This is a genomic window from Micromonospora olivasterospora (assembly GCF_007830265.1).
Taxonomy (GTDB): domain Bacteria; phylum Actinomycetota; class Actinomycetes; order Mycobacteriales; family Micromonosporaceae; genus Micromonospora; species Micromonospora olivasterospora.
In genome coordinates, this window is the sequence record NZ_VLKE01000001.1 from 1,257,837 (window position 1) to 1,270,985 (window position 13,149).

At 74.2% G+C, this 13,149-nt stretch carries 12 protein-coding genes and 1 pseudogene; 2 read left to right on the forward strand and 11 right to left on the reverse strand.

Annotated features, from left to right (window positions below; genetic code table 11):
* Positions 1–39: 39 nt before the first annotated feature.
* Both JD77_RS05540 and JD77_RS05545 read right to left on the reverse strand, forming a co-directional pair.
* On the reverse strand, positions 40–804 hold the full coding sequence (locus JD77_RS05540; protein ID WP_145773322.1) for an alpha/beta fold hydrolase: 765 nt from the start codon (positions 802–804) through the stop codon (positions 40–42).
* Entirely contained in the window at positions 797–1,258 is a 462-nt protein-coding gene (locus JD77_RS05545; protein ID WP_145773323.1) for a hypothetical protein, read from the reverse strand. The genes JD77_RS05540 and JD77_RS05545 overlap by 8 nt, the downstream gene beginning before the upstream one ends.
* A gap of 115 nt (positions 1,259–1,373) precedes the next feature.
* On the opposite strand from JD77_RS05545, the gene JD77_RS05550 reads away from it, so the two are divergent.
* Positions 1,374–2,000, forward strand: coding sequence for an alpha/beta hydrolase family protein (locus tag JD77_RS05550; RefSeq protein ID WP_246140537.1), 627 nt, complete (start codon positions 1,374–1,376; stop codon positions 1,998–2,000).
* Positions 2,001–2,194: 194 nt separating this feature from the next.
* Here JD77_RS05550 and JD77_RS05555 read toward each other — a convergent pair whose 3' ends face one another.
* From JD77_RS05555 to JD77_RS05605, 9 genes and pseudogenes are all read right to left on the reverse strand, one after another.
* Positions 2,195–4,258 (reverse strand): amylo-alpha-1,6-glucosidase, encoded by a 2,064-nt coding sequence (locus tag JD77_RS05555; protein ID WP_145773324.1) that lies wholly within the window; start codon positions 4,256–4,258, stop codon positions 2,195–2,197.
* Positions 4,258–4,629, reverse strand: coding sequence for an SCP2 sterol-binding domain-containing protein (locus JD77_RS05560; RefSeq protein ID WP_145773325.1), 372 nt, complete (start codon positions 4,627–4,629; stop codon positions 4,258–4,260). Before JD77_RS05560 ends, JD77_RS05555 begins: the two co-directional genes overlap by 1 nt.
* Before the next feature lie 211 nt (positions 4,630–4,840).
* Positions 4,841–5,257: a CBS domain-containing protein gene (locus JD77_RS05565; RefSeq protein ID WP_145773326.1), complete on the reverse strand. Its 417-nt coding sequence runs from the start codon at positions 5,255–5,257 to the stop codon at positions 4,841–4,843.
* 92 nt (positions 5,258–5,349) lie between these two features.
* The gene (locus tag JD77_RS05570; protein ID WP_145773327.1) at positions 5,350–5,790 is read right to left on the reverse strand and encodes a PPOX class F420-dependent oxidoreductase; all 441 of its coding nucleotides are present in this window, start codon (positions 5,788–5,790) and stop codon (positions 5,350–5,352) included.
* 190 nt (positions 5,791–5,980) lie between these two features.
* Positions 5,981–7,003 (reverse strand): aspartate-semialdehyde dehydrogenase, encoded by a 1,023-nt coding sequence (locus JD77_RS05575; RefSeq protein ID WP_145773328.1) that lies wholly within the window; start codon positions 7,001–7,003, stop codon positions 5,981–5,983.
* Between the two features lie 384 nt (positions 7,004–7,387).
* Positions 7,388–8,737: a M16 family metallopeptidase gene (locus JD77_RS05585; RefSeq protein WP_145773329.1), complete on the reverse strand. Its 1,350-nt coding sequence runs from the start codon at positions 8,735–8,737 to the stop codon at positions 7,388–7,390.
* The gene (locus tag JD77_RS05590; RefSeq protein WP_145773330.1) at positions 8,734–10,026 is read right to left on the reverse strand and encodes a M16 family metallopeptidase; all 1,293 of its coding nucleotides are present in this window, start codon (positions 10,024–10,026) and stop codon (positions 8,734–8,736) included. The genes JD77_RS05585 and JD77_RS05590 overlap by 4 nt, the downstream gene beginning before the upstream one ends.
* Before the next feature lie 105 nt (positions 10,027–10,131).
* Positions 10,132–10,383 (reverse strand): hypothetical protein, encoded by a 252-nt coding sequence (locus JD77_RS05595; RefSeq protein ID WP_246140538.1) that lies wholly within the window; start codon positions 10,381–10,383, stop codon positions 10,132–10,134.
* Positions 10,384–10,700: 317 nt separating this feature from the next.
* Positions 10,701–11,494, reverse strand: a pseudogene (locus JD77_RS05605) (hypothetical protein).
* Positions 11,495–11,803: 309 nt separating this feature from the next.
* Here JD77_RS05605 and JD77_RS05610 point away from each other — a divergent pair.
* A complete protein-coding gene (locus tag JD77_RS05610) occupies positions 11,804–12,889 on the forward strand; it encodes a 3-deoxy-7-phosphoheptulonate synthase (RefSeq protein ID WP_211372496.1) in 1,086 nt (361 codons plus the stop codon).
* The last annotated feature ends 260 nt before the right edge of the window (positions 12,890–13,149 follow it).

A 13,149-nucleotide genomic window follows, 5' to 3' on the forward strand; every position in this document is an offset into this window, starting at 1 on the left:
GCGCCCGGGCACCGACGCGGTTTCCGCCGGTGCAGCCGGTCATGGTCGCTCGGCGAGGAAGCCCGCGACCAGCTCCGCGATCCGGTCGGGGCGCTCGGCGAGCATGGCGTGGCTGGCCCCGGGGAGCGGGTGGAGGCGCAGCCGCGGCTGCCTGGCGGCGATCGCGGTGAGCCGGGCGAGGGTGCCCCGCCGGTATGCCGCGTACAGCTCGGCGAAGGGCTGCTGCGCGGGCAGGTCCTCGGTGGCGAGCACCAGCAGCAGCGGGGCGGCCAGCGCCCGGCAGGCGGCGTCGAGGTCGAGGTCGGCCATGGCGCGGCGCAGCCGGTCGGCCTCCGCCGGGTCGGGCATCGCGGCGGCCATGCCGGCGAACACGGCCTCCAGCCGGGCCAGCTCGGCGGCCGCCCGGGTCGGGTCGAGGCCGGCGAGCTGGTCGGGCCGGCTGGGCACCGGCAGCCCGTCCAGGCTGACGGCGCCGGGGCACTCCGGCTGGCGGGCGGCCCACCGGGCGGCGAGCATGCCGCCGAGGGACCCGCCGACGACGGCGGGCCGGTCGAGGCCCAGCGCGGCGACGACCCGGGCGAGGTCGTCCAGCGCGCCGGCCCAGCTCCACGGCGCGGCGCCGGAGCGGCCGTGCCCGCGCAGGTCGGGCAGCACCACCCGGTACGCGCCGCGCAGCCGCTCGGCGAGCGGGAGCAGCCCGGCCGAGTCGCCGCCCGCGCCGTGCAGCAGCACCAGGGGTGGACGGTCGCCGCCGAGGTCGCGTACGGCGAGGGTCGGGTCGCCGGGGACGGTGTGCTCACGCATCGCTGCGCGCCCGCAGCCGGTCCCGCACGGACTCCGGGGTGACCCCGCCGTCGGGGTGGCGGGTGAGCCTGCCCCGGGTCACCAGGTCGTGCACGCCCTGTCGGCTGATCCCGAGCATCGCCCCGGCGACGGCGTACGAGACGGAGGTGGCGGTGGGGTGGCCGACCCGCCAGGCGACGGCCCGGCCGAGCGGGGTGCCCCACCATTGCGGGGGCGGCGAGAAGGGGCCGTCGTCGGGATACAGGGTGGCGATCACGCGCATCACCGTGCCGACGGCGGTGGCGTCGTCGCCGGCGACGATCCGCTCGGCCCAGCGTCCGGCGCGGACGCGGACCAGGTCGCGCAGGGCGGTGACGGACTCGTCGCCGTCGAGCAGGATCTCCAGCGGGTCGAGCAGCCGGATGGCGAGCAGCCGGACGAGCTGGTCGGCGAGTTCGTCGGGGGTCGGTGGCATGGGCGCTCCTTCACTACTTGACATGAATCGTCAAGCACTTGACGCCAACTGTCAAGCATTCTGCCGTCAGCCGAGCGGACTGGGCATGCGAGGCGGCGCGCCGGAGGATGGCGGAATGACGGAACGCGGGGTGCTGCTGTGGATCCACGGCGGCGGCTGGCGCGCCCGGTCCACGGAGGACGGCGGCGCGCTGGCCGGGCACGGGCTGCGGATGGTGCAGGCGACGTACCGGCTGGCCGCCGAGGCGCGCTGGCCGGCGCAGCTCGACCACGTACGCGCGGCGGCACGCGCGGCCCGGGCCGGGGCGGACGGAGGCCGGCTGCTCGTCGGCGGCGACTCGGCCGGGGCGATGCTGGCCCTGCACCTGGCCCTGCGCGGAGTGGACCGGCCGGACGACGTGGCCGGCGCGCTGGCGTACTGGCCGCCGGTCGACCCCCTCGGCGAGGACCATCTGCGGCTGGGCCGCGCCGACGACCCGTGGGCCGGGCTGCTCGGCCATCGCCCCGCCCCCGGCGATCCCGCCACGGCGGACGCGACGGTCGGCACCCACGCCGGCAACCGGGTGCCGGTCCTGCTGGTGCACGGGGTCGCCGACGGGTCCGTGCCGGCGACCCAGTCGGTCGCCCTCGCGGGCGCGCTGCTGGCGGCCGGGCACCCGGTACACGCCTGGATCACCCACGGGGGGGCACGCGCTCGACCTGGACCGCCCAGACATCCGCGCGGCGACCGCGGCCTTCCTTGACACCGTCCTGCCCGGCGCCTGACGCGGGGACAGGGCCGTGACGCGGCAACGGGGCCGTGACACGGCAGCGGGGCCGGCACGGGGCGACGGCCCGGCGTACGGGTGGACCGGTCGCCCACCGCGCGGGAGGGCGACCGGTCCGGGCCCCCGCCGCCGGAGTCGGCGGCACTGGCGACGCCGGCGGCGGGGGCGGCTCAGGCGGCCAGTTGGTGCAGGTCGAGCCGGCCGCGGGCGAAGGCGTCCAACCTGCCCCAGCGGCCCGGGATGTCCAGCACCTCGATCCGGCCCATGCCGACCGGCAGGCGCGGCTCCACCCCCAGGTGACCCTCGTGCGGCTCGAGGCCGAGCATCGTGCGCAGCAGCAGCATCGGCGTACCCGTCGACCAGGCCTGCGGGCTGCACGCCGTCGGATACTCCACCGGGAACTTCGTCAGCTCCCGCGGATACCCGCCGAACGCCTCCGGCAGCCGGCCGTCGAAGTACTGGGCGGCGGCGATGATGCCGTCGGCGATCGTGGCGGCCTCCTCGGCGAACCCGTACCGGCGCAGGCCCCAGGCGATGAACGAGTTGTCGAACGGCCAGATCGTGCCGTTGTGGTAGCCGATCGGGTTGTAGCGGACCTCCCCCTCGGCCAGCGTCCGCACGCCCCAGCCGGAGAACAGCCTCGGCCCCACCAGGTGCCGCGCGATCTTCTCGGCCCGGGCGTCGTCGACGATGCCGCTCCACAGCAGGTGGCCGATGTTCGAGCTGAGCACGTCCAGGTGGCGGCCCTCCGGGTCCAGCGCGAGGGCGTAGTACTCCCCGTCCTCGACCCACCAGTCCCGGTTGAACCGCTCCTTCAGCTCCGCCGCCTCCCGCTCCAACTGCTCGGCGTACGCCGGGTCCCGCCAGAACTCCCGGGCGAGCCGCGCCGCCCGGACCTTCGCGTCGTACGCGTACCCCTGCAGCTCACAGGTGGCCCGGGGATAGCCGGGCAGCCGGCCGTCCCGGTACGACAGCGAGTCCCACGAGTCCTTCCAGCACTGGTTCTCCAGGCCGGTGTCGGTGTTGCGCCGCTCGTACCAGATGTAGCCGTTGCCCACCAGGTCGGCGTAGTCGTCGATCCACCTCAGCGCGGCCCGGCACTCCCGTTCCAGCTCCCTGACCAGCGCCTCGTCCCCGGTCCACTTCTCGTACTCGTCGAGCAGCACCACGAACAGCGGGGTGGCGTCCGCCGTCCCGTAGTACGGCGAGTGCGGCTGCTCCTCGAACGCGGCGGTCTCGCCGTACCGCATCTCGTGCAGGATCCGGCCCGGGTCCTCGTCCCGGAAGTCGTCGAACCGGGTGCCCTGCAGGGAGGCGAGGATGCGCAGCGTCGTACTGGACAGGGTTGGGGCGAACGGCAGCACCTGGAGGCAGGTGAGGATGCTGTCCCGGCCGAACATCGTCATGAACCATGGCAGGCCCGCCGCCGGCAGCGTCGCCCCGCCGAGCGACAGCGGCGAGAAGCGCAGCGCCGCCAGGTCGATAAGGCTGCGCTTGTACGTCCGGCCCAGGTGCTCGCACTCGGCGTTCACCTTCGGCGCGTTGGCGATCCACTCCTGCAGGTCGCGCTCCAGTGCCAGCCGCTCGCTGCTGCCATGCGCCCGCAGCCCTATCCGCAGGTCCCGCCCGCCCGGGCCCAGCGCGTACGTCCGCACGTCGATGTCGGCCACCCACCGCTCGTTCGGCTCCAGGTGGAGCGTGTACGCGAAGCCGTCGCGGTCGTACCGGGCGGGTTGCGACGAGGTGATGATCGTCTCCCGCTTGAAGTTGCCCCGCCGGTAGCCCAGCCGCAGCCGGCCCGGCTCGACCTCGCTGTAGATCTCCCCCTTCTTGTTCACGATCTCGTCCTTGACCTGGAACAGGTCGGCGAAGTCGGAGCCGGCGTCCATCCGGATCTCCAGGTCGACCGGCTTCTCGTCGTGGTTGAGGATGGTCAACTGCTCGTGGAAGCTGCCGCAGACGATGCGCTCGCGGATGATCGACAGCTTCGCGTCGACGTAGTGGGTCGCCATGCCGGGCACCAGGAAGAACCGCGCCTCGTAGTACTGGAGGTCGTCGTAGGACAGGGCGTTGAGCCGCTGCCCGTTGACCGTCAGCACCCAGCGGGACAGGAACCGGGTGTCGAGCGAGAACAGGCCCGTCGGCTCGCTCGGCGTCGCCTCGATGTCGCCGGTGTCCTCGGAGACCACGAAGGTACTGCCGTCCAGGATCCGGACCGTGTTGGTATCCGCCATCAGCGCGCCTCCCTCTCGAAGATCCGGCGCGGCCCGTGGCTGTCCGGCGGCCCGGGAAACAGCCGCTCCACCTGCACCACCAGCCGGGCGTCACCGGTCACCGTCATGTCCCCGCGCAGCCAGGCCGCGATGCCGTCCTCCCGGCCGGAGGCGAGCAGGTCCAACAGTTCCGGGCAGGTCGCGACGATCGTGTCCGCCTCCCGGTTCTCCTGGCTCACCCGCAGGTTCCCCCGGTCGATCGCCAGGAGCCAGTGCGTGGTCTGCGCCCCCTCGCACAGGTCGAAACGCAGGGTCCCGGAGGTCTTGGCCAGCAGCGGCTCGTACCCCCGCCGGTTCAGCCCCTCGAAGAACCGCGTGGTCGCTTCCGTCATCGGGTCGCCCCCTCCCGTCGATCGCGGCGTCCGACGCAGTCAGGAGGGTCCCCGCCGGGCACGGGGTCAACCTCGCCCGGATCGGGTGAGCCGTGGGGACACCGCGAGCGCCGCCGTCCGGCGAGGCAGGCCGGTCCCGGCGGCCGCGCCGCGCGCAGGACAGGCGACGCCGGCCCCCTCGGTGCGGGGGCCGGCGCGCCGCGGCGGACGGTCAGTTGTTGGGGTCGTCGGCGCTGATGTCCGCCAGCACCGACTGCGGCTCCCGCTCGACCGCGAGGTCGCCCATCGAGACCAGGCCGACCAGCCGGCCGTCGTCGACCACCGGCAGGCGGCGTACGGCGTACGTGCGCATGAGGTCCGCGGCGGCCACCGCGTCGTCGTTCTGGCTCACCGTCACCACGTCGCGGCTGATGATCTGGTTGAGCCTGGTCGTGCCGGGGTCCATGCTCTGGGCCACGGCCCGGACCGTGATGTCCCGGTCCGTGACGATGCCGACCACGTTGTCGCCGTCGGTCACCACCACGTCGCCGATGGCGCTGTCGCGCATCTCCTGCGCCGCGGCCGTGAGCGAGTCGTTGCCGTCCATCGTCACCAACCGGGTCGTCATGAACTCTCCGACCGTTGTCATGGTGCTCCCCTTTCGGTGTCGGCACCGCCGTCTACCCGCCCCTCGGGGCGGGGTAACGCGCGCCGGGGCGGGGCGCGGGGCAGGCAGGCCGGTCAGCCGCGCGGGGGCATGCCGTAGAGGCGCTCGACGTGCAGCCGCAGCACCAGCCGGCGCTCGGCCACCATCGCGGCCCGGAAGTCGTCCCAGTCCGGGTGTTCGCCCTGCACGGCCCGGTAGAGCACGACGAGTTCCTCGACCGTCGGGGCGTCCGGACGCTCGGCGACCGGGGTCAGCTCGGCGCGCGCCTCGGCGACCGCGTACGACCAACCGTCGTCGCTGCTCGCATGGAAGCTGGCCCGGGGGTCGCGGCGCAGGTTGGCCGTCTTCGCCCGCCCGTCGGTCACCGAAACCCGGATCAGCATCCGCTCCCGGTCGAAGGAGTAGACCACGTTCGACAGTTGCGGCCGGCCGTCCCGCTTGATGGTCGCCAGCACGCCCAGCCACCGGCCGGCGACCACGTCGGTCAGGGCCTGCCGCTCGGTCTCGTCCGTCATCTGCGCCTCCGCCTCGCGTCGTGGGTGTCGCCTCCATCCAACCCGACGCAGCCCGCGCCGACCGGCACGACGCCCACCCGCCCGGCCCGCCAGCCCGGCGCGTCCGCGCAGATGCACCGAAAAGTGGCTGTCCGACACGGAACAGCCACTTTTCGTGAATCCGGGCGCCCAACCCCCGGCGCAGGGCGGGTCAGCGGGCGGCGGCGACCAGCTCGGCGATCTGCACCGCGTTCAGCGCGGCACCCTTGCGCAGGTTGTCGTTGGAGCAGAACAGGGCGAGCCCGTGCTCCACCGTCTCGTCGGCCCGGATCCGGCCCACGTACGTCGGGTCCTGCCCGGCGGCGTCCAGCGGCGTCGGCACGTCGGACAGCGCCACCCCGGGGGCCCCGTCGAGCAGCTCGCGGGCCCGCTGCGGAGTGATCGGCCGGGCGAACCGGGCGTTGATCTGGAGCGAGTGGCCGGTGAAGACCGGTACCCGGACGCAGGTGCCGGACACCTTGAGCCCGGGGATCTCCAGGATCTTGCGGCTCTCGTTGCGCAGCTTCTGCTCCTCGTCGGTCTCCTCGGAGCCGTCGTCGACGACCGAGCCGGCGAGCGGCAGCACGTTGAACGCGATCGGCCGGGAGAACACCCGGGGCGCCGGGAACTCCACCGCCGCGCCGTCGAAGGTCAGCCCGGCGGCCTGTTCGGCCACCTTGCGGACCTGCTCGTCCAGCTCGGCCACGCCGGCCAGGCCGGCACCGGAGACCGCCTGGTACGTCGAGACGACCAGCCCGGTCAGGCCGGCCTCGGCGTGCAGCGGGCGCAGCACCGGCATCGCGGCCATCGTGGTGCAGTTCGGGTTGGCGATGATGCCCTTGGGGCGGCGGGCGGCCGCGTGCGGGTTGACCTCGGCGACGACCAGCGGGACGTCCGGGTCCATCCGGAACGCCGACGAGTTGTCGATGACGACCGCGCCGGCCGCGGCGACGCGGGGCGCCAACTCCCTGGCCGTGCCCTTTCCGGCGGAAAAGAGCACGATGTCCAGCCCGGAGTAGTCGGCGGTGGTGGCGTCCTCGACGGTCACCTCGCCGTCCCGCCACGGCAGGGTTCGCCCCGCCGACCGGGCGGAGGCGAACAGTCGCACCTGCTCCGCCGGGAACTCCCGTTCCGCCAGCACCTGCCGCATCACGCCACCGACCTGCCCGGTGGCTCCCACAATGCCGATCCTCATGTCCGCGAGGCTACCCAGCCGCACGGCCCGACCGGGAACGCTTTCCCACCGCCCGGGCCCGGACCCGACCCCGCCCGACCTGCCCACCCGCGGCAAGACCGCCCGCCGGACCCGCCCGGGACGGAAGATCCCCGGCCGATCCCCCGCCCCGCCGCAGCATCCGCACCCCGCCCCCACCGCGCCGCACCCCCGAACGCGACGCGAATCACACCCCGGTCCCAGCTGCCCCGCCGCCCCGTCCGCTTCCGGTGATCAAGAGATTTGCGTCAGATCGGAGATCGAACAGGACACAAACCTCTTGATCACCGGGGCTGACGGAGCGCGGGGTGGGGGTGGGGGTGGGGGTGGGGTTGGGGTTGGGGGCGGGGTGGGGTGGGGTGGGGGTTAGAGGGGTGGGGGGTTGACGACCTCGCCCAGGCCCGTGGCGGTGAGGTCGTCGCGGATCACCGCGGCGTCGCCCTCGACCACCAGGGTCAGCGACTCCGGGTGCAGGTGGGCGGCGGCCGCCGCCGAGACGTCGGCCACGTCGGCGGCGAGCAGCGCCTCGCGCAGCCGGGCGTGGTAGTCGTCCGGCAGATCGTGCACGACCAGCGTGGTCAGGGCCGAGGCGATCGACCGGGGACTCTGCAGCTCGACCGAGAGCTGCCCGGCCCGCCAGGAGCGGGCCACCGCCAGCTCGTCCTCGTTCACCCCGCCGGCCTGCGTACGGCTGATCTCGCCCACCGCCTCGACCAGCGCCGGCGCGGTGACGGCCGTCTGCACGGCGGAACTGACCGCGAACCGGCCGAACCGGCGGGACGAGGCGAAGTCGCCCCGGATGCCGTACGTGTAGCCGTGCACCTCGCGGATCAGGTGGTTCAGGCGGGAGGTGAAGGCCCCACCGAGCACCGTCCCCGCCAGGGTCGTCGGTACGTGGTCCGGGTGTGCCCGGTGCGGGGACGGGTGCCCCAGCCGCAGCGTGGACTGCACCGACCCCGGCCGGTCGACCAGGATGATCCGTCGCTGCGCGTGCGGCGGGACCTCGATCGGGCCGCCCCGCTCGGCCGGGCCGCCGCCCGTACCCGCGAAGGCCGCCGCGCCGAGCGCGTCCAGGTCGATCCGCTCCAGGTCGCCGGCGATGATCAGGGTGCCCGGGCGGAGGAACCACTCGGAATGGAAGACGGTGACGTCCTCGACGTCCAGGCCGGCGACCGAGTCCGGGTCGCCGTACATCGGCCGGCCCCAGCGGTTCTCGGCGCCGAACAGGTCCGCGCGCAGCACCGCGTCGGCGCGGGGGCCCGGGTTCGCCCAGTCCATCCGCAGCGCGGTCGCCTCGTCGTCGCGGACCCGGCGCACGTCGCCCGGGTCCATCCTGGGCGTGCGGACGGCCTCCGCCAGCAACTCCACGGCGGCGCCCAGCCGGTCCACCGGCACCTGGACGCTCACCTGGAACGAGTCCCAGTCCAGCCCGGTCACCAGCTCGGTACCGAGCCCCTCCAGGGCAAGCGCGTACGCGGCGGCGTCCCGCTGCGCGGTGCCCTCCTCCAGCGCCTTGGTTAGCACGGCGCCGAGCCCCTCCTTGCCGACGGGCTCCCGCCCGGCGCCGGCGTCGAGCAGCAGCAGCGCCACGGCGAGATTCTGCCCGGGCAGGTGCGCGGCGACGACCGGGCCGCCGGCGACGGTCCGCCGGACCACCTGGGGAAACCGGTACGGCCGGGCCAGCCCCGGCCCGGGACGGTCGGCGATGAGGCTCACGAGTTCTCCTCCGGCAGGTAGGTCAGGGTCACCCGGTCCTCGGGGCGCAGGACCTCGGCGGCCAGCTCGGCGATCTGGTCGGCGGTCACGGCGAGCCAGGCGGGCAGCCGTTCGGCGGCCTTCGCCGGGTCACCGAACAGGGTGGCGTAGCGGCCGAGGGTGTCGGCCCGACCGTCGACGGTGGACATCTGCCGCCACCAGGCCGTGGTGAGCAGCGCCTTGGCCCGGTCCAGCTCGGTGGCCGTCACGGGGACCGTGACCAGCTCGTCGACCACCTCGGCCACCCCGGCTTCGAGCCGCTCGGCGGTCACCCCGGGCCGGGCGGTGGCGGTGACGACCAGCGGCGCGGGGGCGTACGCGAGGTCCACCCCGTACGCGGCGACGAGGTCGGGCTGGGCGATCCGCTCGCCGTCGGCGAGCCGCTGGTAGAGGCGGCTGCCCCGGCCGCTGCCCAGCATGGCGGCGAGCACGGTGGCGACGTCGTACCCGGGGGTGCCGAACGGGTGGGTGCGGTGCGCGACGAACACGCGGGGGGCGGGCACGGCGGCGGTCACGGTCTCCCGGGCCGGCTCGCCGGTGGCCGGAACGTGCCGCCCGTCGGGCGCGGCGGGGATGTCCTCCCGGGCCGGGATGGCCCCGAAGTACTTGTCGGCGAGCGCGAACACCTCGGTCGCCGTGGTGTCGCCGACGACAGTGAGCACGGCGTTGTTCGGCGCGTAGTACGTCCGGTGGAAGCCCTGGAACGTGGCGAGGTCGGCGGCGTCCAGGTCGGCCATCGACCCGATCGTCGCGTGGTGGTACGGGTGACCCGGCGGGTAGAGCAGCGGCAGCAGCCGCAGCCACGCGTCGCCGTACGGGACGTTCTCGTAGCGCTGGCGACGCTCGTTCTTGACCACCTCGCGCTGGTTGTCCAGCGTCTCCTGGGTCAGCGCCGGCACCAGGCCGCCCATCCGGTCGGCCTCCAGCCAGAGCGCCAACTCCAGGTGCTCGGCCGGCAGGGTCTCGAAGTAGTTCGTCCGGTCGGGGTTGGTGGTGGCGTTGAGCGAGCCGCCCGCGCCCTGGACGAACTTCATGTGCTCGGTCTTCGCCACGTTCACCGACCCCTCGAACATCAGGTGCTCGAAGAGGTGGGCGAAGCCCGTCTGTCCCTCCGGCTCGTGGCGGGAGCCCACGTCGTACCAGAGGTTCACCGCCACCGCCGGGGCGGCGCGGTCCTCGCTCACCACCACGCGCAGGCCGTTGTCCAGTCGGGTCGTCTCGATCGGCCAGGGGTAACCGCTGTCGGGCATGGCCCGACGCTATCCGATCGCGCGGGCCGAAAGGTGACGAGCCGGCCGCCACGGCCCGGACCGCCCGGCCGCGTGGTCCCGCGGCCGGGCGGCCCGCCGCCGCGCTCAGTCCGGCGGCTCGTCCGGGATCGCCGCCCCCTCGGAGGTACGCCGCTCCGGCACCACGGTCGCCGCCTCCTCGGAGGTACGCCGTTCCAGCACCGTGTCCGGGGCGAGGTTCACGTCCTCCCGGATGTCCGACTCGGTGAGGATGGCGTCGGCCTGGGCCTGCGGGTCCTCGCTGCCGACGGCAGCTTCCTCGGGCAACAGGTGGGCGCGTGACTCCACCCGGTCCTGGTCGCTCTGGTCGTGACTCATACCGTCCCCTCGCTGCGCTCGGCGCCATCACGAGTCATGGCGCTGAGCTGGCCGATTCGGTCGCTACGCTCGCTCATGCCGCCTCCTGTACCCGGTCCGGGGCGCCGCGGAACGGCCCCGCCCCGTCGGGCCTGGGCAGCACCGCCTCCTCGGGCCCGGGCAGCACCGTCTCCTCAGGCCCGGGCAGCACCGCCTCCTCAGGCCTGGGCAGCCCCGCCTCCTCGGGCTGAGCGCACCGGGCCGCGCAGCTCCCCGGCTCAGCGGAACGGGCCGCGCACCTCCCCGGCTCAGCGGAACGGGCCGCGCAGCTCCCCGGCTCAGCGGAACGGGCCGCGCACCTCGTAGGTGATGCCGCCCGAGGACGAGCCCGAGGTGCCGCGCTGGGAGGAGAAGTAGAGCCGGGTGCCGTCCGGGGCGAACGCCGGGCCGGTGATCTCCGAGGAGCCCTGCCCGGTGCTCCTCAGGAACGGCGTGACGACGCCGGTCGGGGTGATTTCCATGTTCCCGCCGTGCTCCGCCACGAAGAGGTCGCCGGAACGGGCCCCGGTGATGTTGTCCACGCCGGTCAGCGGCGCGGCGCCGCCGGTCACCAACGAGTCGTCGTACGCCAGGTCGATCCGCTGGTTCACCGCGTCGTACGCCCAGACCCGGTTGTCGCCCTTGGTGGTGAACCAGCAGGTCCCGTCGGCGTACCAGCAGCCCTCGCCGCCGTTGAACACCTTCGCCCCCGAGACCTGCTGCCGGGTGTACGTCGGCGAGCCGTCCGGATCCGGCACCCGCGCCCAGCTCCCGCCGACGCCCCGCCGCCCGGGCTGATCTCGGAGTTCGAGACGTAGATCCAGCCGGTGCCGGCGGGGAAGCAGGCGCCGCCGTCGGGCGCGTCGTGCCAGGTGTACGAGGTGCCGGCCACCGCCTGCCGGGAGCGGGCGATCACGCGGCTGGTGAACCCGGCCGGCAACTGGATGCCGTTGGCGTCGGCGGCGCCCAGCGGCCCGTACGGGCTCGGGCCGGGCTGGGCCGGTGCGGCCGACGCGACGGCGGACCAGAGGCTGCCCGAGACGGCGGCGGTCCCTCCCGCGACGGTGGCGAGCAGCAGCGTACGACGGTCCATCCCGACCTCCCGGCGTCGGCGGTGTGTGGTGCCGACGCTACCGACTGCGCCATCGATGAAGGTGAACGTGAGGCGAGACTTTCCCCACGACTGGGTGAGCACCGCCGTCGCGTCGGGTAGGCTGACCGGCGTGACGCGGTCGTATCGATGGTTTAGGCAGCCGGCTGGAGGAGCCGGTGACCTCACCATGATCTGACGTCACTCCTCTTCGAGCCGGCACAGGCAGGGCGAGCCCCTGCCTTTTGCGTACGAGCAGCCGGCTCGACCCCGGGCGCCGGCCCCGGGCGCGGTCGGCGGAAGGAACCCATCGTGACGACCCCCGACCGGGTCATCGACCAGCGGATCGACCGCGTCGTGCCGTTGACCACCCCTGCCCTGCTCCACCACGACCTGCCCCTGGAGGCACCGCTCGCCGCGACGGTGCTCGACGGCCGGCGCGCGGTCGGCCGCGTGCTGGACCGCGCCGACGACCGCCTGCTCGTGGTGGTCGGCCCCTGCTCCGTGCACGACCCGGCCGCCGCCCTCGACTACGCGCGGCGGCTGCGCGCGGCGGCCGACAGGCTCGCCGACGACCTGCTGATCGTGATGCGGGTCTACTTCGAGAAGCCGCGCTCCACCGTCGGCTGGAAGGGCCTGATCAACGATCCCGGGCTGGACGGCTCCGGCGACGTGAACACCGGCCTGCGTACGGCGCGGGCGCTGCTGCTGGACGTGCTGCGCCTCGGCCTCCCGGTGGGCTGCGAGTTCCTCGACCCGATCACCCCGCAGTACATCGCCGACACGGTCGGCTGGGGCGCGATCGGTGCTCGGACGGTGGAAAGCCAGGTGCACCGGCAGCTCGCCTCGGGCCTGTCCATGCCGATCGGAATGAAGAACCGTCCCGACGGCAGCATCACGACGGCGGTGGACGCGATCCGGGCGGCCGGCGTCCCGCACGTCTTTCCCGGCATCGACGTCTCCGGCACCCCGGCGATCATGCACACCCGGGGCAACGCCGACGGTCACCTGGTCCTGCGCGGCGGCCGGGGCGGCCCGAACTACGACGCGGACTCCGTCGCGGCGGCGCTGGAGCAGCTCGGGTCGGCCGGGCTGCCGGAGCGCGTGGTGGTCGACGCCAGCCACGACAACAGCGGCAAGGACCACCGCCGTCAGCCGCTGGTCGCCGCCGACGTCGCGGCTCAGCTCGCCGCCGGCCAGCGCGGCATCGTCGGCATCATGCTGGAGAGCTTCCTGCTCCCCGGGCGGCAGGACCTGGACCCGACCCGGGAGCTGGAGTACGGCCGCTCCATCACGGATGCCTGCATCGGCTGGGACACGACGGCGGAGGTGCTGGACGACCTGGCGACTGCCGTCCGCGCCCGCCGCCGCACCCCGGCCCTGACCACCCCCGCCTAACCCCGACCCACCCACCCCCACCCCCACCCCCACCCCACCCCACCCGCACCCCTCCCCCCACCCCCCACCCCCTCCACCCACCCCCCTTCCCCCCTGGCCGACGAGGTAGCGCGAGCGCACCTCCGTGCCGTCGGCCAGCTCGGCGATCAAGAGGTTTGCGTCGAGTTCCGACTCCCCTTCTGACGCAAACTTCTTGATCGTCGCGGACCGACGGGTGGGCCGGGGCGGGGTGGGGTGGGGGGTGGGGGTGGGGGGTGGGG